Source organism: Anaerosolibacter carboniphilus, from assembly GCF_014205875.1.
GTDB lineage: Bacteria > Bacillota > Clostridia > Peptostreptococcales > Thermotaleaceae > Anaerosolibacter > Anaerosolibacter carboniphilus.
Window position 1 is genome coordinate 12,216 of sequence record NZ_JACHEN010000009.1, and the last position, 23,711, is coordinate 35,926.

Sequence of the window (23,711 nt, forward strand, 5' to 3'; positions counted from 1 at the left end):
TCTAGGATAGCCCTAAATCTTTTTTATATTATGCTTATATGCATAAATCGCTGCCTGGGTACGGTCATTTACATCAATTTTCTTAAAAATATTGGACACATGATTTTTTACTGTCTTTTCGCTAATAAATAATGTATCTGCAATTTCCTTATTGTTCTTTCCTTCGGCAATCAAACTCAATACCTCATATTCTCTTCTTGTTAATCTCTCTTTTTTGAACTCATCCTCATCCATCTTTCCTTTTTTATTAAATTCTTTTACAAGGGATGCCGCAAGGGAAGGATGAATATATGATTCACCACCATGAACATCACGAATTGCCTTTACTAGGCTGGCTGATTCAGCATCCTTTAATACATACCCTGATGCACCAATATTGATGGTTTCAAAAAGATACTCTTTGTCTTCATGAATTGTAAGCATAATTACTCTACTATCCAATCCCATATCCTTTAATCGTCTTAGGGCTTGAATTCCATTCATTTTGGGCATGTTAATATCCATAAGGATTACGTGAGGTTTCAATTGTTGGGATTTTTTGATTGCATCCTCCCCATCAATAGCAACATCAACGACTTCAATATCCTCTTCTAATTCTAAAATCTGTCTTAATCCTTGCCTCATTAGCGAATGATCATCTGCTATCAAAACCTTAATTTTTGTCTTATTCATAGCTTTCCTCCTCATCTCCTACTGGAATTGAAATTTTAATGCGTGTGCCTGTACCTAAATTGCTATCTATCTCAATGCATCCTTTCAGCAATTCGACCCGTTCTCTCATGGCAAGTAAGCCAAATCCACTTTCTTCTTTGCAGGATTTCATTTTTGTCTCCACATTAAATCCAACCCCGTCATCCAAGATTAATATGTGGATCGTTTTATTTATTATTTCTAGTTTAATGACCACCGCAGAGGCTTGCGCATGCTTCCTCACATTATTTAATGCTTCTTGTATGATGCGAAACAAAGATAATTGTACGGTTGAATTTATGACCTCTTTCTTTGCAATCACAGAAAAGCTCACATTGATATGGGTTTCCTCTTCAAAATTTAAAATAAACCGCTGAATCGTTGGAACAAGTCCGAGGTCATCTAAAGACATGGGGCGTAAGTCATATATGATTTTTCTTACATCTTTTAAACACTCTCTTCCAATACTCTTTAACTGACTTAATTCAAACTTTGCTTTGTCCACATCTCTATCTATCAGCTTTTCACATATTTCTGCCTTAATTACCAGATTAGCCATTAGCTGAGCCGGTCCATCATGGATATCCCTTGCAATTCGTTGCCGTTCCTCTTCCTGAGCTTTCAGAACCTTAATCCCCATAATCTGTCGTTGTTGTATATCTTCCAGGTGACCTACCACATCCAGTAAATTGCCGCTGAGGTACCCCATGACAACACCTACTTGAGATACGAGATTCTCTGCCTTTTTAACTACTTCATAGGAATTCTTTAATCTTTTTTCTAAATCAGTTCTTTGTCTAATGAGTTCTTTTTCTTCTTGTCTTTTTAGTGTGATTTTAATCTGAAGATCCTTAGCATTTTCATAGGCTGCCTTTATATCAGGTTCACTATATAATGAAAAATTTTTACTTACACTGACCAGTTTTTTACGGCTATCCTTTTCCTTCAACTCTAGCTGATCCACTTCTTGGATAACAAGTACTGTTTTTCTTTTTATTTCTTCTACCAATAATTCTATATTTTTGCATTCACTTCGTGCCCGCTCTGCAATTTCAAATATTTCGTTTTTCCCTCTTTCAATTGCATCAATTGTGCTCTTAACAATTTCATTAATCTTCTTAATATCCATTTGAAACCTATTATTCATATCTGCACCCCATCTAAAATTCATATAAATGCTATTTCTTCATATCTTTCTCATAATCCTTCTCTAACCAAATGTCAAATTATGAAAATAGTACTTTATATCTATATGTCTTATGCTCTTTATAGGAAAAAAGACTGTACCCTGACAGTCTTATTGGCTTATGGTATAATCACTCAGTTTCCAAATAGCTTCCTCTTTCTTAAGCGTAATCACATAATTTATTTCCTGTTCATAATTAGAATCTAATCCTTGCATCCGCCATAAAATGGTGGCTTCCACTTTCAAACTGGTATTTCCATACTCGACACCATCTATATCAAGTACTTTCACGTCAATCACTTTTTCTAGATCATGAGGGTATTCAATGGCATCGCGAAAAGATTCCAAATCAAAGGTAAATAGAGGTTCTGTTGTTATCCGTTGTAACTCTATCCCATAATCTTTAATGTCCTTTGGCGTTTCATAAAGACTGTTCCATAGGTTTGCTCTTTTTTGAAATAACTGCTGAATAATCTGTTTTTCATTTTGAAACTCATCAGAAATGACTTGATCAGTTTGTCCATTCGCAAAGATTGCGTGGACATGCAAACTTAGAATGATGATTGCTAAAAAAAACAGCAATACCTTTTTCATATTCCATCCCCCTATATATTGTATCGTGTATTTGATTATACACTACGAATGGTATGAAATTTGGCTATTACTGTTGTCAAATACTATTTTCTCTCTACATAAACTTCTCTTATTTTGTTTTTTATTACAGGTTTGTCCTCATGGAGACGATTTATTCCATCTTCACCCATTTGCTTTATTGGATATTTTGAATTTTCTCTTTTTCATCCTCTGACAACACTTCTTCTAAATTTAAAAGCAATACAATTCGATCCTTAAGCTTTCCTACGCCAGTTATGTATTTTTTATCTATACCAGCAACTAACTCTGGTGCGGGTTCAATATCCTCTTCGCTTAATCTAATTACCTGAGAAGCTTCATCCACCACAAACCCTACCTGTCTACTTTTGATATTAATCACAATAATTCTAGTATCTGAGTCAACGGATACTCCATCCAAATTGAATCTCTTCTTTAGATTAATAATCGGCGTGATATCACCTCTAAGATTAATGATGCCATCTACAAATTTAGGTGTATTAGGTACTTTAACACTTTGCTTATATTCACTAATTTCCTTCACATTCATGATATCGACACCATATTCTTCATTACCTAGCTTAAATATAACATACTGCCTCTCAGACATATTTGTCCCTCCTTCATTATATATGTATATCTTTGTAGTTTTTTGTCAAACTTTTATATATATATTCTAGATGTTAGATATTTTTCCTCTTCCTGTTACAAAAAAAGAAGAACAAATTTGTATTTATTCTCCTTTATTTTTTTCCTATATGTTTAATCAACAATTTCAATATTATCTAATTGCTTTCTAAAACTTTCACGGAAAGCAACCAAATACTCTTCTCTAAGTTGCTTTTGCTCTAATTTTTCCGCCTCTGTAAGACCTTCTGCTTTTGACTTTTTCGCTAAATAATTAATTCTATCCAGTTTCTCCTGTCCAACCATTTCCTACACTCCTCTTTGTGATCTATTCTAGCTTTAAATTATATAAAAAAAATATCTATCCGTCAAATATTGCTAACGACATTTTTTGAGCTAAAGGGCTAGTCTGCTTTTCTCTCATACTAAAAAGACACACAGCGTGTGTCTTTTTAGTATTACAATAATTTACCTAACGTATTCTCTACTGCATCCACGATTTGATGTCCCTGGATCAAATTCGCACACTTGTTTATATCTAAATACATAATACGATCCTCATGGAGCGTCGCTACTTGTTCTCTGATTTTCATATATGCAACTTTCGTTCCTTTGCCTAATGCTTCAGGATCCTTGAAGTCAATAGCTTGTGCAGCAGCCATAAGTTCAATCGCCAACACATTTGTTGCATTGAATAAAATATCCTTGGCTTTCCTTGCAGCGATGGTGCCCATACTTACATGATCTTCTTGGTTCGCTGATGATGGAATAGAATCTACGCTGGCAGGATGGGCAAGAACCTTATTCTCAGAAACTAAAGCTGCAGCAGCATATTGAGCGATCATAAAACCAGAGTGTAACCCTCCTTTTTCTGTCAAAAACGCTGGTAGTCCGCTCAATTGAGGATTTACCAATCTTTCTATTCTTCTTTCAGAAACGTTGGCTAATTCCGCGATTGCAATACCAAGGAAATCAAAGGCTAGTGCCATAGGTTGTCCATGAAAATTGCCTCCAGAAATAACAGTCTGATCATCGGCAAAAATAAGTGGATTATCTGTCGCTGCATTGATTTCAATATTAATTTTATTTATCACATAGTCTAAGGCATCTCTACTAGCCCCATGAATCTGTGGTATACACCTTAAGGTATAGGCATCTTGAACTCGGATGTCTCCTTGTTTTGTTGTTGCTCTGCTTCCTTGCGTTAAAGTAAGAATATTTTCAGCTGTTATTTTCTGTCCATGATGAGGCCTTACCTCATGAACACGGGGGTCAAAGGCATCCGTTATTCCATTTAATGCTTCAAGTGTCAGTGCAGCGCCGATATCTGCCAATTTTATCAGCTTTATAGTATCGTATACTGTAAGGGTACCTACTGCTGTCATAACCTGAGTTCCGTTAATAAGAGCCAATCCTTCCTTAGATGTTAAATGGATAGGTTCTATTCCTGCTTCTTTCATTGCCTCTCTACCTGGCAATCTTTTTCCTTTATAAAAAGCTTCCCCCTCTCCCAGCATTACCAGAACCATATGGGACAAAGGTGCTAAATCTCCACTGGCGCCCAAAGAACCTTTTTCTGGAATTACTGGATGTACGCCCTTATTTAACATCTCTATTAGCGTTTTAAGGGTACTTAATCGTATACCTGAAAAGCCTTTTGACAGAGCGTTCGCTCTCAAAAGCATGATCGCTCGAACAATCTCCTCAGAAAAAGGATTTCCCACTCCACAGGCGTGACTTATAATAAGATTTCTTTGTAAATCCCTTGTCTCATCACCAGTAATCACAACATCACTAAATTTTCCAAACCCCGTTGTAATCCCATAGACCACTTTTCCATTCTCTATGAAATCATCTACTACTGCCCTTGATTTCTTTACTTTTTCAGCAGCTTCATCAGTAATATCAATCTGATACCCATTTCTCGCTACCTTTATGACGTCTTCAATCGTCAAGCTATTACCATCTATAAGAATCTTATTCATACTGCAACTCTCCTTTTCATATAATTTACATGTTTATATTATACATTTAATATTCTTTTTATTTTAAATTTTCCCTTCTTGTTTTACAAAAAAATTTTAAGCCTTCAAAATATTTTAGTAGTTTATAAATTTACTTGGATAAAGTATTGAACTATCTATATTTCCTTAAATAGAAATAAAGAAGGATATCATCCTTCTTTATTTCTATTTTCTCTTTTTAGTATGCTTTCTTGATGGAGCTTTTTTGTTATCTTTCCTTTCCAGTCTATTACCCTTTGTTTCACGCATATTGTTCTTTTTCTTTTTGTATTCCTTGCTTCGCTCACCATCCTTGGGTTTGATCAAGGCTTTTGGTCCATATCCTATTAAATCCTCTCGTCCTGCTAGCAGCAACGCATCCCTTACCAAATTATAGTTTTTAGGATTTCTATATTGAAGCAACGCTCTCTGCATAGCCTTCTCCATGCGGTCTTTAGGAACGTAGACTGGTTTCATATTCCTAGGGTCCAGACCCGTATAATACATACATGTTGACAAAGTACCAGGGGTAGGATAAAAATCCTGCACTTGTTCAGGATTATATTTTATATCTCTTAAATACTCTGCCATTTCTATGGCCGCATGGAGGTCACTACCAGGATGGCTAGACATAAGATATGGTACCAGATATTGATTCTTACCAAGCTTTTCATTGAGCTTATAGTACTTGCTTACAAATTTTTCATAAACATCTCTTCGAGGTTTTCCCATTAAGTCCAATACCTTAGAAGATATATGCTCTGGTGCTACTTTAAGTTGCCCACTGACATGATGTTCGCATAACTCTTTTAAAAAATTATCGTTTTTGTCTGCCACAATATAATCATATCTAAGTCCAGATCGAACAAATACTTTTTTGATCCCTTCAAGTTTTCTCAACTTGCGCAGCAGTTGAATATATTCTTCATGATCCACATTAAGATTCTTACATGGATTAGGAAACAGACACTGTTTGTTTTTGCAGGTTCCTTCTTTTAGTTGCTTTTCACAAGCTATCTGTCTAAAATTAGCCGTTGGTCCTCCCACATCGTGTATGTAACCTTTGAAATCTTTATCCTCTACTATTTTTTTTGCCTCATCAATGATAGATTCATGGCTTCGACTTTGGATCGTTCTGCCTTGATGAAAGGTTAATGCACAAAATGAACAACTTCCAAAGCATCCTCTGGAACTAATAATACTATATTTTACTTCTTCTATAGCGGGTATCCCGCCTTCTTTTTCGTAGATCGGATGATAATCTCGAGCATAGGGTAAATTATAGATTCGATCCAACTCCACCCTTGATAAAGGCATGGCTGGAGAATTTTGAACAATATATTGTTCGCCATGCTTCTGTATCATCACTTTTCCACGAAAAGGATCTTGTTCTTCATATTGCACTTTAAAAGCCCTTGCATAAGCAACTTTATTTTCAGATACTTCTTCAAAGGATGGAATTTCAATGTAATCATAAATATTTTCCAATGTGTCTGCCTTATAGGATGTTCCTGGAATGTGATGCATATATTTTATATCAAAACCATTGTTGAGATTATCTGCGATTTCAATAATTTGTCGTTCTCCCATTCCAAAAACCAATAAATCTGCTTCACTATCAAATAGTATGGACCGACGTACTTTATCGTTCCAGTAATCATAGTGGGCAAATCTTCTTAAACTAGCTTCTATGCCACCAATTATAATTGGAACTCCCTTATATGCTTGTTTCACCATGTTGCAATAAACGATAGTTGCACGATCAGGTCTCAATCCCATCTTTCCACCAGGTGAATAATAGTCCTTATCTCTCCTTCTCTTGCTTACAGTATAATGATTCACCATTGAATCAATATTTCCTGATGCAATAAGAAAGGCTAATCGTGGCTTTCCTAGTTTTTTAAAATCTTTTACGCTACGCCAATCTGGTTGTGGGATAATCCCTACTTTGTAGCCCGCATCCTCCAAAACCCTAGCAATTACTGCAGTGCCAAAACTAGGATGGTCAACATAGGCATCGCCAGAAACTATGATAAAGTCAAGCTGCGTCCATCCCCTTATATTCATATCTTCTTTATCTATCGGTAAAAAGGCTTGTCTGTTCATGTTATTCACTCACTCTCGTAATTTCAATAGACTTATTGTATCAAATATTTGCATGCCTTACAAAGCTTATTCTTATCTATATTTTCTTGTACTATAAAAAGGCATATTTCATATGCCTCGCTAGGGGAACCTAGTTCCCCTTCGACGGCTGCAAAGCAGCCTGAGCACCCCTCTTACTGCGGCATGAGAATTCTTCCCCTGCACCCCTTCTTTTTCATAGTACAAGAAAATATATTTTCTTGTACTATAAAAAAACCTCCAATGGAGGTTTTTTTAGCTCAGTCTTGTCTTTAATTGTTTATATATATCCTCAACTGTCATACCTTCAGCATTGATAACTGGAGCTTTTGTTACAGCATCCTCCATACCAAGGAAGTTGCTATCTTGACCTGAAACTACGATTGCATCGCAGTTTTGAAAGTTTTTGTTATTTGGTTCTAAGTCTGTAACTGTAAATCCTTGATCTCGTAAATAGTTTCTGACATTCCCCAAAGATTTTTCAACTGCTACTCTTTTCATTTTACAAAGCACCTCCTAATGTACACCTTTACATCTCTATTATTTGTACAGAAGAAGGAATTTATACGATATATAGACATTAAACTTCCACATTCTAAAAATCACAATCTTTTCTATAGATAAGCTGGGCCACTACTTTTCCTTTCAACCAATTCATGAGGTAATATCACTACTTTTTCATTTACCTCCATTTTGTTTATTATTTTAATAATCATCCTTATGGCTACTGCTCCCATATCATATAGTGGCTGCCTAATCGTTGTAAGAGTAGGCCTATAAAATGAAGCCATTTTTGTATCATGAAATCCTGTTACAGACACATCATTTGGCACCTGAAAACCATGATCCAGAAGACAGTTAATTGCACCTATCGCCATCGTATCACTAGTTGCAAAAATGGCTGTGGGTAACTTATCTGAATGGATCCACTCTTTTACAATCTCATATGCCTTATCTAATTTGAAATTCCCAAACTGCACTAAGTTTTCATTGATTTCTATACCATTTTCCTCCAATGCCTTTTTGTATCCATTGTACTGATCCATGCAAAAAGTATTACTGTCTAGACTATTACGAATTAATGCAATTTCCTTATGACCATTTTGTATGAGATAAGTAGTCATATCATAGGAAGCCTGAAAATTATCAATAGAAACCGATGGAACATCTAATCTGCTTGTGTTTCGATTAATAAGTACAACAGGCACCTCACAGTCTGTAAGATAATCGATTAGTTTATCTTGAAGATCCCAAGTCATCAGCACAATTCCTTCAACTTGCTTTCCTTTAAGAAGTTTTAGGTATCTTAACTCTTGCTCTAAATCACCATAAGTATTACAAAGGAGAATATCATAGGTATACATTTTACCGATTTCCTCAATACCATTTAAAATTTCTCCAATGAAAAAATTTGATATATCTGGTACGATTACACCAATCAACTGACTTTTCTTCATGACTAAACTTCTAGCCACCGGATTGGGCGTATAACCCGTTTCCTCAATGATTTGTAATACACGCTGCCTTATTTCATTGCTAACTGGTTTAGAATTGTTAATTACTCTAGAAACTGTTGAAATCGAAACGCCTGCTCGCTGAGCAACATCTTTAATCGTTACACTCATTGTATATCACCTCAACTATATTAAAATTTAAATTATTTGACTTAAACTGCTTCATTATTTTTTCCATGCAATACCGCACCAATGACACCGCTAATGGAACTTACAAAATTAAAATTATTAAAATCAAATTCTTTCTCTCGAATTGGTACGCTTAGCTGTAATATGCCCTGAACTTCATTTTGATAAATAATGGGTAATACGATGAGTGATTGCCAATCTGGTGTGCCAGTAAAAGGATCTACCTCATGAATGCTTTCCCAATCAATAAAATAATCGCCTACCTTTTTTGTTAAAACATTACCTATCGTATTTTCGTTGATCTTGACATCATTAACCCAGTATTCTTTATATCTTTCTCTACAATAAGTCTCTGCCACTTGTCCTTTATCAAGACTTAGAAGAATACCCTGCTTTGCTTCCATGATTTCTATCAAACGGCCCAATATCTCAAAATTTTTTTCCTTCATTGGCTTTTTTTCTTTAAGCAACTCTATAATTTCAACAATAGCCTGAACATTTCGATGATCCTGGGTAGTGTTACCAGAAATAATACCAGCAAGTTTATCTAGTCTCTTTTTATCATTCCCAATATGTAGATTCCAAATAACGGATCTATTTCGCCCTGCATCCTTAGCTTTATACAAAGCCTGATCAGCTTTTTCAATTAATTCGTCTTGTGTATTACCATGTTCTGGATACATTGATACGCCAAAACTCATGGTAACGGTTTGTTCATTACCTAGCAATACAGCGTCTTCAACTGCTTTTCTAAGCTTTTCACTAACAGCCAGTGCATCCTCATGATTTGTATTTGGAAGAAGTACAATAAATTCTTCTCCTCCATATCTACCCACAATGTCACTTTCTCGTAAGTTACTTTTTATAATTTCTGCTACACGGTGAAGAACTTCATCACCCTTTCGATGCCCATAGCTATCATTCACAAGTTTGAACCTGTCAATATCACACATAATCACAGCAAACTTACTATTATCTATTTCGGCTTTTATCAATTCACTGTTGAATATTTTTTCAATATATTTTCTAATAAATACATTGGTAAGACGATCAATAGAAGCTGCAATTTTCAAATGATAATTGTCCAACAGCACATATAGAAGGCTACATAGAGAATAACAGGTTTTGTATGCACTCAAATCAAAATTATTAAATACTTTATCCGTATCCAGATAAAGATATCCGCGCGTTTGCTCTTTTTCAGCAATCTTCCAGTTTTTTCTTTTCTCCTGAAGTAAGGTGTTTTTCTCTTTATGCCTAGTTTTGATGGGAATACAAATAATCGATTTCGCATCGTCAGGTAAATATCCATATTCATCATCCTGACCAAGACCAAAAGTTCTCTTAATTAGAATACCATCCTGTCTTTGATTCACTCTTTCAATAATAAACTCTAAAGAAGGGAGCTTTTGATAATGATGGAGTTTGATGATTTCTGTTATAGACCCTAATTCATCTGTAAGCATAATGAAACCACGGGTAGCCAAAGTTACTTGCACACAATATTTTAAAATGAAATCTACATTTTCTTTATGATCTGAAGACAAAAGGCTAATCACATCTCTTAAGTTGTTAATCTTAGAGGGTAATAGGTTTGCATATTCCTTCAGAGCAGAAGTTAAAAACTTCTGATTATGAAACAATGACTGTAAATGTGAAAAATCAAAGAAGTCCTCTAGTTCATTTATACTATTAATATCTTCGTGAGTCAAACTTTTGTCATCCATCCTGGTATCCATCATGATAAGTTGCTTTAGAATCTCTATCTTATGCTTCAATGACCTTTTATTCCGATCATGATTAATATAGGGAAGCTGGAAATCTCTAGGTACCTTACTTGTTAATCTTCTTAATATGTCCAGGGAAGCGATATAAGAGTTTATTGCTTTATAATAATCCTCATTGGTAAAATAAATGTCTCCTAGATTTCTTAGAATCTTCCATTCAAATTCCAGCAAGCTGTATTCACTTATTTCTTTTAACATATCTTCAAAGGACGCAGTCTTATTCTCCATAAAGAAAGTGTTAATGAACGCTCTTTTATATTGCAATACATGGCTGTCAAATTCTTGAATTAATGGTTCATCATAGGAGAGAAGAACTGCAGCAGCATGTAGGTTTCTATGCTCTACAAAAAAGAGCGCTGCTTCTAACAATAGTATTCTTTTTTCCTTACGAAAGCCATACATACTATATTTTTCTACTAATTCGAGGATCTCCTGGCCTGTTGCACTCTCTGGATTTCTTATATGCAAAAAAATCTTCAATCCTTCAAGTTCAAATCTACTGGTAATATCTAGGCTAATCCTTGTATGCTCAATATGTTGGATGCACTCTCTGCAAATATCAGCAAGACCAACATGCATATAATAATTTGCTTTCAACAAATGGTATAAAGAAGCGATCCTACTTGTTTCTACATCATTCACAATCTCAGCTTCAAGCTTCTGAAGGTAGTTATAAGCCTTTATATATTCGCTGAGATTCATATATATTCTACAAAGGTACATGTAAGCCCACGATATATTCGATCTTTCTCCTGTCATTTCATCAATTTGAATGGCCTTTGTAAAATATTCTATAGCTAGTTGATACTGATCTTCTACTAAATAGGTTTCTCCGATATTCAGATAGTATGTAGATGTTCCAGCGATCAAGTTATGTCTTTCAGATAATTTTAATGCTCTTTCATAATATTTCCTTGCTAAGGATGTATTTTGAACTGATTCTATGAGTAAAACACCCATATTGTTGATTGGCTTAATTGTATCTGTAAAATGCTTTGATCCTTCTAAATACTCTATGCTTTTGATGAATGTCAACATCGCATCATCATATTGACCCAAATAACTAAAAACCCTTCCCTTTTGATTGAGAAAGAGTCCAATATAACGTTGATTTCCATAGCTCATACTTTTCTTTAAAAACTCATTGACAACTTCCTCGGTACTGGATATATCCTCTCGTTCAATGTATAATTGGCTTAATAAATATCCAGCTTCAAGATAACCCTCTTCGTAATCAATTCTACCAGCGAGGCTCAATGTTTCACTAATAATCTCTTTGGCTGTAGAAAAATTCTTCTTTATCAAATATATATTTGACAGTCTATTCTTTCCATCTATCATTTTTGCCTTTAAATCAAAATCCTCTGCAATTCTAATAGCTTCTTTATTGCATGCAAGGGATTGATCCGTCTCTCCAATATTGAAATAGATTTCACCCATCATCAACAAAGCCTCAATTTTCCTTGCATCTTCCTTGCATCTAGTAAAAAGCTCCATTACCTTTTCAATAAATTCTAATGATTGCATGTAAAGATTTAACGAAAACATCTTTCCTGCAGACTCCAAGCAATAATCAATAGCTTTATGAAAACTACCACACTTTGTTAATTGATAAACGAGTTCGTCTTTGTTTTCCCTACCTTCATTTATATAGGCAATTTCTAATGTCATAGCAGCTTTTTGATGCAACAATTGCTTTTCTTCGCAATCCATTTTCTGGTAGATATTATGCTTTAGCCGCCGATTGTCATAATCATAGGAATAACCCCAATCTTCTAATTTCTCATCTAAAATTTTCATTTTTCCTAAATGATATAACATATTCTCTAAATCATCCATATCAAAGTCACACATGTTGCCAATGACGTCAAGTGAAACGGGTGTATTAAATATGGACACTACTTTTAATAGCGCTAATGAAGACCTATCCAAAGACCTGATTTGATTATTAAGTGCCTCGTCAATATTGGCGGGAAGCTGCACATTATCGATTCCAATTCCATCCCCTTTAATCATCCATTTACTATCTTCATTTATGGCGAGAGTCCCTTCAATATATAAATTCTTAATAATTTCTTCTATATATCTTGGATTTCCATCAGTAAGTTTAATAATTCTTGTGGCAAGTTTCAAAGGTTTCCAAGGCATTCCTAGTACATTCTGAATTAAAGCTGCAGTTTCTTCTAAGTTGAATTTACTCATTTGTATTTGTTGAATATTATTTTGTTTATATGCTTCATTCAAATATTGTAAAATTTCCTTATGTCCATTTGCTCTATAGGTTAATATCAACAAAGCGGGAAGGTTACTTCCACTCTTCAACAAAAATCGAATAAATTCCAGGGTACTTTTATCAGCATAATGAATATTCTCAATAATAAAAACAGCAGGCTGTTGCGCCAGGCAATCACAAAGGAAATGTAATATTCGATCATGTAGCCGAAGGTGTTCCTTTTCTTCTGAAAGTACTGGTGAAGGCTTAATCTCCCAAGTATTACCTAAACTAGGCAAAAGTTTCACCAGTTCTGAACCATATTTCTTTATAAGATCATAATCTGCATTTTTGAGTACTTGCTTTAATATTTCCTTGATGGACCTATATTGGATCATACTAGGTTCATCATAGGAAGCAAAAAAACTTAACACGCTGGACATTCGAAAACGATATAAGCTCTCCTTAATAAGCCGACTCTTACCTATCCCAGCCTCTCCCTTGATCAACAATACCTTCGTTTCGCGCTTCGCTTTTAAATCCTCAAGAGCTTTCAATATGACTTTCATTTCATTCTCTCGATTAACTAATTTTGTATTAAAGTTCAACCTTTCATATTCTTCTTTCATCTGAAAAGTGTATCCCTGTTCTTTTAATGTACCCTTGACATCACGAATTAATTGTCCAATACTCTTAATTCGCTCATCCATATCATGGGTTACCATTCGCTTAATGATACTATCAATGGCTTCATTCCTATTGTTTTTGGATTGTTCAAATTGAACCTTAAATTCATTATTTTTAAAAGAAACACCATAATAAATATAAAAAAGAACTATTCCTAATGAATAGATATCTCCTCTAGCATCGCTTTCAAATCCAAGTTGAATTTCCGGTGCTATAAACTGTTGATGATCCTCAGCTATTTTTCCTTTTTCGAATTCAATCTGCTTCAAAAATGCAAGATCCTTTATCTTAACTCGCACTTGTTTTTCTTCTCTATATATCATGATATTATCGAAATTTAGAAATTTATAATATACACCTCTAAAATGCAAGTAATGAATGGCACTACATATCTTCATAAAGACATCCAGGCACTCCTTTTGCGATAATTCAGTATATCTTATCGGCGCATGTCTGATATATTCCCTCGTATAAAAGAACTGGGATATCCTTGCAGGTCGATTATCTATAGATTGAACAATATCAAATGATTTATTCTGAAGAATATGATCATGTGAAAAAGAAGTGAATACAATAAACTCATCAATATAGTGCTGAATCAAATTGCTTTTCGAAAACTCTGGGCTAAACAGCTTTATCACGACCTTATGATTCTCATTATATAAATCTAAAGCAACATAGGAATCAGAATATGCGTCCTTATCTATATGATTCAGAATTTTATATCTTCCATTAATTAACTCCATTCCCCCACACCCTCACTGGCCTGATTATTCTTTTTCCCAATCACACTCTTCTTCTGTTCTTTCATGAATTAGTTTAAGAGCTGATATCAACTCATTCTTATGTTCTTCCGTTACATCTGCAAGTACATTACCTAGATACATTCTCCTTGCATCCAATACTTCATCCATTAATCTATTGCCTTTATCCAATACTCTTATTCTGACTACTCTGCGATCTTTCATATCTCTAACTCGTTCTACTAAGCCATTTTTCTCCATTCGATCTATTAAGTCAGTTATTGTACTACAGGCTAAAAACATCCTATTACTCAACTCACCTATCGTTAAATCTCCATTCTTAATTAATTGCACCAAAGCATCAAACTGTGGTGGCGTAATTTCGAAATCGGATAATATCTCTCTGCCTTTTCTCTTAATAGATGTGCAAACCCACCTAAGTAATCGCTCAATTTCTACGATATTTTGTGGAAACTTATCTGTGCCCATTAGTACCTCCCTCAGCTAATTTTTAAATAAACTGTATAATTGAATATGTTGTGGTATAATAAATAAAGATCCATCATGAGTTTTACCTATTATTTTTTATTATTAACATTATATTACTATTTTGCTAGGAGGTAAATATATGATCAACCATTGTACATTAAACTTGAATGCCATTGAGACCATGAACTTTTTCTGGTCATCCATCGCATCGAAAGAAAAGCTATCAGAGAAATTTATTCTAGATATTGCTATACTTGAACCATTTCAAAATACATACAACGATGAGTTTACACAGGAATCCGTGCGACGATGCTTAAGTGCTTTATCCAACAAAGAACCTTTTTCAGGTAATAAAGTTGAAAATAGATTTTATAGCAGAAATCTTATGATCTTAGAATATATAGATAGCCTAGATGAAAAGATTACTGCCTTTAAAGGGATTCGAATCAATGATATTCTACATTTCATCGGAGATTTGAATTCTACCAACGATATCAATTCACTTGAAATCATTGTAGTTCCTTCCCCCTTCGATACAGTTCAATGCCAGGACAATAAGATCATCCTAAATTTCTTTAAATTTCACCTTATAGACGGCGAGTTGAAGGCAGATGACCTGACCATACCAGAAATCATAAAAGAAGCACTTTCCAACCGATAAGTAAGCTTAGGCTTACTTTTTTTTAATATCAACTGCAATTTTATCCAGTAGCTTATCAATAGATAGAGGACTTATATTTTTATCTTACTTTTGATGCAATTTTATATTGAACATATAATTCTGTATATTCAGCAACTTTTCCTGCTAAAATAATTTGTCAGTGATTTTTTTATTCAATAGAATAACTTTTCCAATTGTAAAAGGATTTTAACTATGAGTGTAGAATAGAATATATGATTATCTTTTGGAGGTATTTGATCCATGGACTTCATGCTAAAATTAAAAAAACTTAGTAAAGAGTACTTTACTTTTGTCGTCATTCCCCATTCAGGTAAGGGAACACGCCAGTTTAAATTCAATAAAGTCTTGTTATATGCTATTCTTGGAATTACTACTACGCTTTGCATTTCATTAGTGCTATTGATCATTTCTCTGGCGAATACAAACTATGCTCTACATACTAGCCTAAACAATGCAAGTCAATTACAACGCCTTAGTAGTCAACAGAAACAGGAAATTAACGAACTTAGGAATCGAACAAGTGCTATAAATGAAAAGCTTAATACCATCAGCGAATTGGAAGAAAAAGTTCGTTCCATGGTAGGCTTAAGAACACCTGTAAATGCGCCTGCATCGAAGCCAACTTCTCGCTCATTTGACAGAAGTACCATCAGTACTGATGCTGATGAATCGATTCTTGAAGATACGGATTACAATTTAGAGGTTTTGGCTACAGAAATGGATGGCAAAATCGAAAATTTGTCTGATTTAATTGCTGATGTAGGTGATCAACTTAAGATCTTAGAATCTCGTCCCGACTTAATGCCTACCGAAGGTAAAATCACTTCTAAGTTTGGTTACCGAACTTCTCCATTCACAGGTAAACGTCAATTTCATCAAGGTATTGATATTGCCAACGACAAAGGAACACCTATCTATGCTGCCGGCACAGGGATTGTAACTTTTTCCGGCTGGAATGCAGGATACGGGAAAACAATTATCATTTCACACGGTAATGGATATCGTAGTGTTTATGCCCATAATAATGAAAATTTGGTTGAAACAGGTCAAAAGGTTAAAAAAGGAGATGTGATCGCAAAAATGGGCAGTACTGGTAAGAGTACGGGTCCACACCTACATTTTGAGATTCATTCTAAGGGTGTGCAAATTAATCCAGAGAATGTTTTAATTCGAAAGTAAAGGAGATTGGGAGTATGTTTAAAAAGAGCGATTCCTCTGTTTCGCAAATTGAGAGATTTGACACATTAATCGGAACCAATTCAAACTTTGAAGGCAAACTTACTGCAGATGGAACCATACGTATAGATGGACACTTTCAAGGTGACATTTTTGCAAAAGGAAATGTATTTATTGGTGAAGAAGGTAAGGTGTTAGGCAATATTACAGCCAAAGATATTTATAACTCAGGCACCATTGAGGGTAATGTAACAGCCCTTGGACAATTGAAAATTACATCTACAGGAAATTTGTTTGGTGATATCCATGTAGCAAGCTTTGTTGTGGAAGAAAAGGCCATTTTTGAAGGGAAATGTTCTATGAAAGACGCCTCTCAACATGATGAAAAAGTAAAGAAATTAGATATAAAGAAAGCTAATGCCTAATCGCAGCATTAGCTTTCTTTATATCAAGAGACACTATTACTTATTCTTTCCTTTGAAGAGAACAGCTTTCAAATGTATTATAGTCTAACCCAAAATTCTCTGATGCTCTCATATGGAGTAGTCGTCCTTCGTAGAAGCAAAGCCCCTTTCTTAGCCCCATGTCGTTGAGTACACTCTTTTTGTATCCTTGATTTGCAAGCTTCAAAATATATGGAAGAGTGGCTTCAGCCAACGCTAAAGTGGCTGTTTGAGGTACTGCTCCAGGCAAGTTAGGAATTGCACAATGGATAATATCGTCTATCACATAAACAGGGACTTCATGCGTAGTTGGTTTTGAAGTTTCTATCGTTCCTTGCTTATCACAGGCAACATCAACGATCACACTGCCCTTTTTCATATCCCTTAACATTTCTCTGGAGATCAAGTGTGCATCTTTTTCACCCATTTGATCAATGGTATTAATCAAAATATCTGCGATTCCAATGAATTTCGTTAGATTTTCATTGGAAAGTGTCAAATAGACTGCTCTTCTACCTAGCCTCTGCTCTAGGACTTTGAGACGATTTATACCACGATTCAAAACAGTTACATTACACCCTAAGCCTGCTGCTACAAAGGCGGCTCCTTGAGCTGCAATACCAGCACCAAGAATAACTACCTCTACTGGTGCAATACCTGACATGCATCCAACCATTAACCCTTTTCCTCCAAAGGTTGTTTGTAAGAAATTACTTGCTACCATTATAGCCATCCTTCCAGCAATTTCACTCATCGGCGCTAAAAGTGGCTTATCTCCTCGCTGATCCTCTACAGCTTCATAGCCAAAGGCTGTAATTTCTTTCTGAATAAAATGATGACACAAATCTCTGTTTCTTTCTGGTAAGATGTATGAAAATATAATCTGCTCTTTCCTTATCCATTCAAATTCTTCATTTATAGGTGGCTTTACTTTAACTATCAAATCACTATTTACATAGACTTCCGCTGAACTCTCAAGGATGACTGCACCAGCATCCCTATATTGTTGATCATTTATACCACTATATATTCCAGCTCCACTGCAAACAAATGCCTCGTGTCCTGCCTCTACCAGCTTCCTGACACCTAGATGGGTCATACCTACCCTATACTCACTGTTCGCCATTTCTTTAGGTATACCAATCTTCATCTCTTCAGTCCCTCCTTATTCATTCATAGTGGTATATTTTTATTAGTCTAAAGCCTTGAATATACCATGAATACCTATAATATTGGAAAATATGGATGAATATTGGATGATTCCTTTTTACCTATCATTCGCTCCAAAATTTCTGATAATTTTTTTATCCCGAGCTTAATTTGATCTGGATAAACTGCAGCAATACTTAGTCGAAAGCAAGGACTTTCTTTCTGATTAGATGAGAAAATAGATCCTGGCAGAATCAGTAAATTATTCTCCTCACATTTTCTATATAATTCATTTGATGAGAAGCCCTCTGGTAGGCAGAGCCAAAAATTTAATCCTCCCTGGGGCATAGAACAGCACACCCCTAAAGGAATTATATATTCATTCAAACAACGCACCATGATTTCAAACCTTTCTTCATAAATCCTTTGCATAAATTGGATATGATGTTTCCAAATGCCTTTTCTTAAATAAAGATCAAAAGCCCGTTGATTCAGACCAGAGGTTGAAATATCTGAAGCATGTTTTGCGGCTAAAATCTGAGGATGAAGCTTTGAAGGAATGACAAGAAAACCTAATCTTAGTCCTGGCATGAAAACTTTTGAGAAACTTTTTATATAGATGGTGACATCTTGCATATCCATACTTTTAAGGGTGGCTGCATCATAGCCATTAAAGTTCAAGTCACTTAAGTAATCATCCTCAACAATCAATACATTATATTTATATGCAAGTTCAAGCAATTGTTTTTTTTTCTGAGAGTTATAGGAGTAGCCTGTTGGATTTTGAAAATTAGGCATCGTGTAAATGAGCTTTGGTTTATACTCTTGAATTTTTTCCTCTAGCTTGTCCATGTCCATCCCATCAGGAAGAATAGGTATCTCGATGATTTTTGCTCCCCTTGATTTGAATGTCGCTATTGCCCCAGTATAGGTAGGGTATTCAACAATTACTGCATCTCCATATTCCACAAAGGCTTTTGAAATTACATCAATACCTTGTTGTGCTCCTGTAATGATCTGGACATGGTTTACACTTGTGCAGATACCATATTGTTGGAGATAACTAACCAAGGATTCCCTTAATGGGTAATAACCTTGGCTCTCTTGATACCCAAATACGCTTCCAGCGTCTCTATCTAATATTTCTATAAGCAGATTTTTAAAATCCTCTACTGGAAATAAATCTGGAGTAGGAGTTGCGCTGGAGAAACTGATCATATCACTATGAATATGAATTTGTCCACGATCCATCTGTTCTAAACCTCTACCCACATCTTCAAAGGGCTCACGCGCTCCTCCGTGATGATCCATAGGCTTCACATACGTTCCACTTCCAATTTTTTTATGCACATACCCTTCTTTTTCTAGCTCATCATAAGCTTTTACAATGGTGACATTATTCACTCCTAACTGTTCTGCCAGACTACGAATCGGGGGTAACTTTACATTCGATTTTATTTGCCCCTGTCTAATAAGGTCTGCAATAGACTTATATATCTGGATGTACATATGTTCAGTAGCTGCTTTATCAATATGAATCATTTGAAAAGGATCCATTTTACCCCTCCTTATTCCGCTAGAGAATTATTTTCCTTCGCAACATTGCTAAAACATTAGAAAAATCTCGATCAAAATATTTAAGACCTTGCTCTAAGATAATGCTATATGGATAATCTTGATTTTCTCTTAGCCATCTTCCAATGATCATTATTTCATCCACATCTTTTTTAGAGACCCAATGATCTGTTTTTATGAATCCTGAATGAATATCTTCTGCAATGATTGGTATATCTTTCTCTTTTAATTCATCTATTTCATAATGATACGTATTCCATACCCGTCCCCGCAATATAAGTAAGATCGTAATTGAATTTTCAGATACTGATGGAAGAAACAATATAATATTCCTCTTTTCAATATCATACATATAATTCGTACAATAATTATAAAACTTTTTTAGACAATCAATTTTCGACTGAAGCTCTTTTGCTTTTTCAAATCTAAGGTTCTCGCAGCAAGTGTCCCTTTTATTCTCCAAAAGCTCTATGGGCGCTTTACTCTGTCCCTCTAAAAATAATCGGATATGACGAACTGCCTCATCATATCTTTTTTTACAGCCTAAGTCCACACACGGAGATAAACAATCTCCGATTTGATGATATATACATGATTTTAAAGTACCAGAATTTTCATGACACCGTCTTAGTCCAAAGGATTCTCGTAAAGCATCAATGATGAATTCAAGTTCTTGACTATTACTGTAAGGTCCATAGTAGACTTCTCCATCATCTTTCAAATGTTGTTCAGGTACTAGTCTAGGGTATTCTTCACTTTGAGTTATTTTAATATATCCATAAGACTTATAATTTCTAAGCTGTTTGTTATATAATGGTAGTTTTTCTTTTATAAGCTTAGACTCTAGTAACAAAGCTTCTAGCTCTGTTCCCGTAACAATATAATCAATTTTTTTGACTTGGACAACCATCTTCATTACTTTTTTGCTATGCTGTTTTGATTGTGTAAAATACGATTGTACCCTTTTTCTTATATTCTTGGATTTACCAATATAAATTATTTCTTCTTCCGCATTTTTCATAAGATAGACGCCTGGCAGCTCAGGTATATTAAGCATAAGTTCCTTCTTTTCAATGCGCACAGATTGTACATAATGATTCATAAGAAATTCCATCTCTATCTTTGATGTATCTGTTTTTAAATATGAAAAATACATTGGTTTTTTAACTACCTTTCTATCTGTGATATACCCATTATACAAAATTGTCGTTCATTATGCCATCCATAAGAAGTTTCATTTCCGCACATAATGGATTCTTTTTAATATTTATTTCCCATACGTAGTCTAAAAATTAAAAAGTGCGGAAACTCCGCACTATTTAATGCTTATCATATTTATCCATCAATGCTTGCAGTTTTCTTGCCTGCATTCCGCATTCTTCTGCAAATCTTTTAAATAATCCCGCTACTTCCTCATCACTCACTTGCTTAGAGAACATCTCATAGTCCCTTACGCTTTCTTGGGTATCCAATAGTTTTTTCATAACTGTATCACGGGTATTCATTTCCATAAAACTACACCTCCTGTTATTCTCAATTTTATCTTGGCAATAATTATTATGCGCAATTATTATAAATATATTAGATGAGCTTTTTTTCAGTTTCTTTTTTTGAAAACAAGTCAATATTCTCTCCGCAAATCTCATCCATTTTTTGAATATACATACTGAGCAATTCTTTGGCTATATCCTCATTCAGCTTTCCATGAAGCGTTTCCGTTTCGAAGAATCGCTTTGGAAATGTTATTGTGTCATAATCATATCCCATTTTTTTCTTTATCCGCACTTTCATCTTATATATCTCTTTACCTAAGTCCATAAGCTGCTCTGTATTGTATTCTATCCCGATCGCCTTTAGCGCATCTACAACGGTTTTCAAATCATATATTTTACGGGAAAACAAACATATCACAAGACAATTTTGAATATTTCTTTCAATTTCCTCACGAATAAGATCATCAATCAGTTTGTTTTTGTCTAGTTCTTTCGTTGTTTGATCTAAAGAATATCCCCCGTTGTCCAAGTGAGAATGCCTTGCTCCTATGGTCATTCCGAGAAGATTCCCATAACCAGTATGATATCCAGCCATTTCGTGTTTACCTAAAACTGCAGCAAATTCTTTACCTCCATACACCTCTGACGCATAATTGGTTCCTCTTGAAATCGTCTTATAGAAATCGTTGCTTCCATAAACTATATTTTTAATAATATGTTGATAGCCTTCTACATCTCCAAACGCGATAGGTCTACCAATTTGTTCATTTGTAATCAAACCTCTTTGATATGCTTCTGTAATCCAGCCAAGAAGCACTCCTGTACTCATACAATCTAGCCCAAGCAACTCTATGATTTCAATTAAAGATAATATATCATCTTTATTCCCAATACCTAAGAAAGAGCCCACAGCAAATATCAATTCATGATCATATGAAATGCCAGACCATGAATATTCCATCGGATCTCCAAACTTTTTCCTTTGAACCGCCACATGAATGCAGCCAATAGGACAACCTGAGCAGGCCATCTTTCTAAAGAGCATTTCCTTTGCAAATGATTCTCCACTTATCTCATTTGCATACTCAAAGTTGCTCTGCTGAAGATTTCTCGTCGGTAATGAATTCATGTTGTTTAGTGGTTTAATATTTATAGATGTACCTATTCCGTGGTATTTTTCCATATGATCTGTTTCTACAACCTTCGAATAAATTTCATCATACATTCTCTTGAATTCTTTTTTATTTTGAATCGTCTCATTTCCATTTCCATGAATAACAATTCCTTTTAACCTTTTACTGCCAAATATAGCGCCTAATCCTAAACGCCCAAAGTGCCGATATGTATCAACATTCACAGCAGCAAATGGTATTTTTCTTTCACCGGCCAAACCGATTCGTACGATAGACCTTAATCCTGTGCCAAGTTCTATATCACGAATCAACCTTCCAGTTTCCTCCGTATCAATCCCCCATAATGATTCAGCATTTTTAAATTCAATTTTATTATTGCTAATATATAAGTATGTAGGATTTTTTGCCTTACCTGAAATAACAATAGCATCATATCCAGCAAATCGCATTGCCATACCAAGTCTCATTCCTGCATAACTCTCGCCCAGTTCTCCTGTCAATGGTGATCTAAATAGTGCTGCTACCTTTGTCACTGCTGGATAAATAGTTTCCAATGGTCCTATAGAAAAAATAATGGGCTGTCTTTCATGGTATGGATCCATTTCAGGGATCATATTTTCTTCTAATAATTTGATTCCTGTTCCCACACCACCTAAAAATACTGTCAGGTCTTTTCTTTTCTCAATTATAATTTGCTGCGTGCTCAAATCTATTTGTAGAACGCTAATATGATCTTTCATAGAAAGCATCATTCACCTCCATACTTAATACGCTATGGGGGCAAGATTTTGTACACTGTCCACATTGCAAACATACAATTGGGATATGCTTCTGATCATCAAATGCTATTCCCTGAACAATGCAGGCGGAAATACATTTTTTGCATCCTATGCATTTTTCCTGAACAAGCTGAACCCCTCCACCATCTCGTTGCATCAAGGCTCCTGTACGACATGCTGCAGCGCAAGCTGGATGTATGCATCCTCTACAAATATTTGCTACAAATCTTCCTTGAAAACCCCCACTGCTTTGAATACGAATGGCACTCTTAATGGGAGAATAGTCTCCATGTACATTCCTGGCACAAGCCAGCATACATGAACTGCATCCAATGCATTTACTCATATCTATCGCTTTTAGTATCTTTTGTCTATTCTTTTTCATGATCACACCCCATACTATTTTGCATATTTCCATTGTTTCCGAACTGTATTCTTCTTATTCTCCAGCAGGAGTCTTCCAGAATTAGTAAGCTCT

Annotated in this window: 20 protein-coding genes; 3 read left to right on the top strand and 17 right to left on the bottom strand. The window is 35.0% G+C overall.

From position 1 onward, the window contains the following. Positions 1 to 12 precede the first annotated feature (12 nt). The 11 genes from HNQ80_RS08405 to HNQ80_RS08455 all read right to left on the bottom strand — a co-directional run bounded on the left by HNQ80_RS08405 (position 13) and on the right by HNQ80_RS08455 (position 14,803). Complete coding sequence (locus HNQ80_RS08405; protein ID WP_184310111.1) at positions 13 to 672, bottom strand: response regulator; 660 nt, start codon at positions 670 to 672, stop codon at positions 13 to 15. Continuing rightward, complete coding sequence (locus HNQ80_RS08410) at positions 665 to 1,837, bottom strand: sensor histidine kinase (RefSeq protein WP_184310113.1); 1,173 nt, start codon at positions 1,835 to 1,837, stop codon at positions 665 to 667. Before HNQ80_RS08410 ends, HNQ80_RS08405 begins: the two co-directional genes overlap by 8 nt. A gap of 150 nt (positions 1,838 to 1,987) precedes the next feature. Then, positions 1,988 to 2,470, bottom strand: coding sequence for a hypothetical protein (locus tag HNQ80_RS08415; RefSeq protein ID WP_184310115.1), 483 nt, complete (start codon positions 2,468 to 2,470; stop codon positions 1,988 to 1,990). A 175-nt stretch (positions 2,471 to 2,645) separates the two neighbouring features. Then, positions 2,646 to 3,098, bottom strand: a complete 453-nt coding sequence (locus HNQ80_RS08420) for a chemotaxis protein CheW (RefSeq protein ID WP_184310117.1) — start codon at positions 3,096 to 3,098, stop codon at positions 2,646 to 2,648. 152 nt (positions 3,099 to 3,250) lie between these two features. Then, a complete protein-coding gene (locus tag HNQ80_RS08425) occupies positions 3,251 to 3,421 on the bottom strand; it encodes a DUF896 domain-containing protein (protein ID WP_184310119.1) in 171 nt (56 codons plus the stop codon). Positions 3,422 to 3,573: 152 nt separating this feature from the next. Then, positions 3,574 to 5,100, bottom strand: a complete 1,527-nt coding sequence (hutH, locus tag HNQ80_RS08430) for a histidine ammonia-lyase (RefSeq protein ID WP_184310121.1) — start codon at positions 5,098 to 5,100, stop codon at positions 3,574 to 3,576. Positions 5,101 to 5,304: 204 nt separating this feature from the next. Beyond that, the gene (locus tag HNQ80_RS08435) at positions 5,305 to 7,224 is read right to left on the bottom strand and encodes a YgiQ family radical SAM protein (protein WP_184310123.1); all 1,920 of its coding nucleotides are present in this window, start codon (positions 7,222 to 7,224) and stop codon (positions 5,305 to 5,307) included. Positions 7,225 to 7,497: 273 nt separating this feature from the next. Continuing rightward, entirely contained in the window at positions 7,498 to 7,743 is a 246-nt protein-coding gene (locus tag HNQ80_RS08440; protein ID WP_184310125.1) for a YkuS family protein, read from the bottom strand. Between the two features lie 113 nt (positions 7,744 to 7,856). Continuing rightward, positions 7,857 to 8,867 (bottom strand): LacI family DNA-binding transcriptional regulator, encoded by a 1,011-nt coding sequence (locus HNQ80_RS08445; protein ID WP_184310127.1) that lies wholly within the window; start codon positions 8,865 to 8,867, stop codon positions 7,857 to 7,859. 41 nt (positions 8,868 to 8,908) lie between these two features. Beyond that, on the bottom strand, positions 8,909 to 14,317 hold the full coding sequence (locus tag HNQ80_RS08450) for a diguanylate cyclase (RefSeq protein WP_184310129.1): 5,409 nt from the start codon (positions 14,315 to 14,317) through the stop codon (positions 8,909 to 8,911). Positions 14,318 to 14,341: 24 nt separating this feature from the next. Continuing rightward, positions 14,342 to 14,803 (bottom strand): MarR family winged helix-turn-helix transcriptional regulator, encoded by a 462-nt coding sequence (locus HNQ80_RS08455; protein ID WP_184310131.1) that lies wholly within the window; start codon positions 14,801 to 14,803, stop codon positions 14,342 to 14,344. A 139-nt stretch (positions 14,804 to 14,942) separates the two neighbouring features. Between HNQ80_RS08455 and HNQ80_RS08460 the strand changes: the two genes are divergently transcribed. The 3 genes from HNQ80_RS08460 (at position 14,943) to HNQ80_RS08470 (ending at position 17,086) form a co-directional block, all read left to right on the top strand. After that, positions 14,943 to 15,464, top strand: coding sequence for a TDE2712 family protein (locus HNQ80_RS08460; protein ID WP_184310133.1), 522 nt, complete (start codon positions 14,943 to 14,945; stop codon positions 15,462 to 15,464). 261 nt (positions 15,465 to 15,725) lie between these two features. After that, on the top strand, positions 15,726 to 16,664 hold the full coding sequence (locus tag HNQ80_RS08465; RefSeq protein WP_184310135.1) for a M23 family metallopeptidase: 939 nt from the start codon (positions 15,726 to 15,728) through the stop codon (positions 16,662 to 16,664). Positions 16,665 to 16,678: 14 nt separating this feature from the next. Then, entirely contained in the window at positions 16,679 to 17,086 is a 408-nt protein-coding gene (locus tag HNQ80_RS08470) for a bactofilin family protein (protein WP_184310137.1), read from the top strand. 40 nt (positions 17,087 to 17,126) lie between these two features. Here the strand turns inward: HNQ80_RS08470 and HNQ80_RS08475 are convergent, their stop codons facing one another. From HNQ80_RS08475 to HNQ80_RS08500, 6 genes are all read right to left on the bottom strand, one after another. Further along, a complete protein-coding gene (locus HNQ80_RS08475) occupies positions 17,127 to 18,254 on the bottom strand; it encodes an alanine dehydrogenase (protein ID WP_184310139.1) in 1,128 nt (375 codons plus the stop codon). A gap of 74 nt (positions 18,255 to 18,328) precedes the next feature. Next, on the bottom strand, positions 18,329 to 19,810 hold the full coding sequence (gene pdxR, locus HNQ80_RS08480) for a MocR-like pyridoxine biosynthesis transcription factor PdxR (RefSeq protein WP_184310141.1): 1,482 nt from the start codon (positions 19,808 to 19,810) through the stop codon (positions 18,329 to 18,331). Positions 19,811 to 19,829: 19 nt separating this feature from the next. Next, positions 19,830 to 20,930 carry a GIY-YIG nuclease family protein gene (locus HNQ80_RS08485; protein ID WP_184310143.1) on the bottom strand — a complete coding sequence of 367 codons (1,101 nt, stop codon included), beginning with the start codon at positions 20,928 to 20,930 and terminating at the stop codon, positions 19,830 to 19,832. A gap of 217 nt (positions 20,931 to 21,147) precedes the next feature. After that, the gene (locus HNQ80_RS08490; RefSeq protein ID WP_184310145.1) at positions 21,148 to 21,339 is read right to left on the bottom strand and encodes a hypothetical protein; all 192 of its coding nucleotides are present in this window, start codon (positions 21,337 to 21,339) and stop codon (positions 21,148 to 21,150) included. A 70-nt stretch (positions 21,340 to 21,409) separates the two neighbouring features. Then, positions 21,410 to 23,194 (bottom strand): aldehyde ferredoxin oxidoreductase N-terminal domain-containing protein, encoded by a 1,785-nt coding sequence (locus tag HNQ80_RS08495; protein ID WP_207726926.1) that lies wholly within the window; start codon positions 23,192 to 23,194, stop codon positions 21,410 to 21,412. Beyond that, a complete protein-coding gene (locus HNQ80_RS08500; protein WP_184310149.1) occupies positions 23,178 to 23,618 on the bottom strand; it encodes a 4Fe-4S dicluster domain-containing protein in 441 nt (146 codons plus the stop codon). The genes HNQ80_RS08495 and HNQ80_RS08500 overlap by 17 nt, the downstream gene beginning before the upstream one ends. Positions 23,619 to 23,711 lie beyond the last annotated feature (93 nt).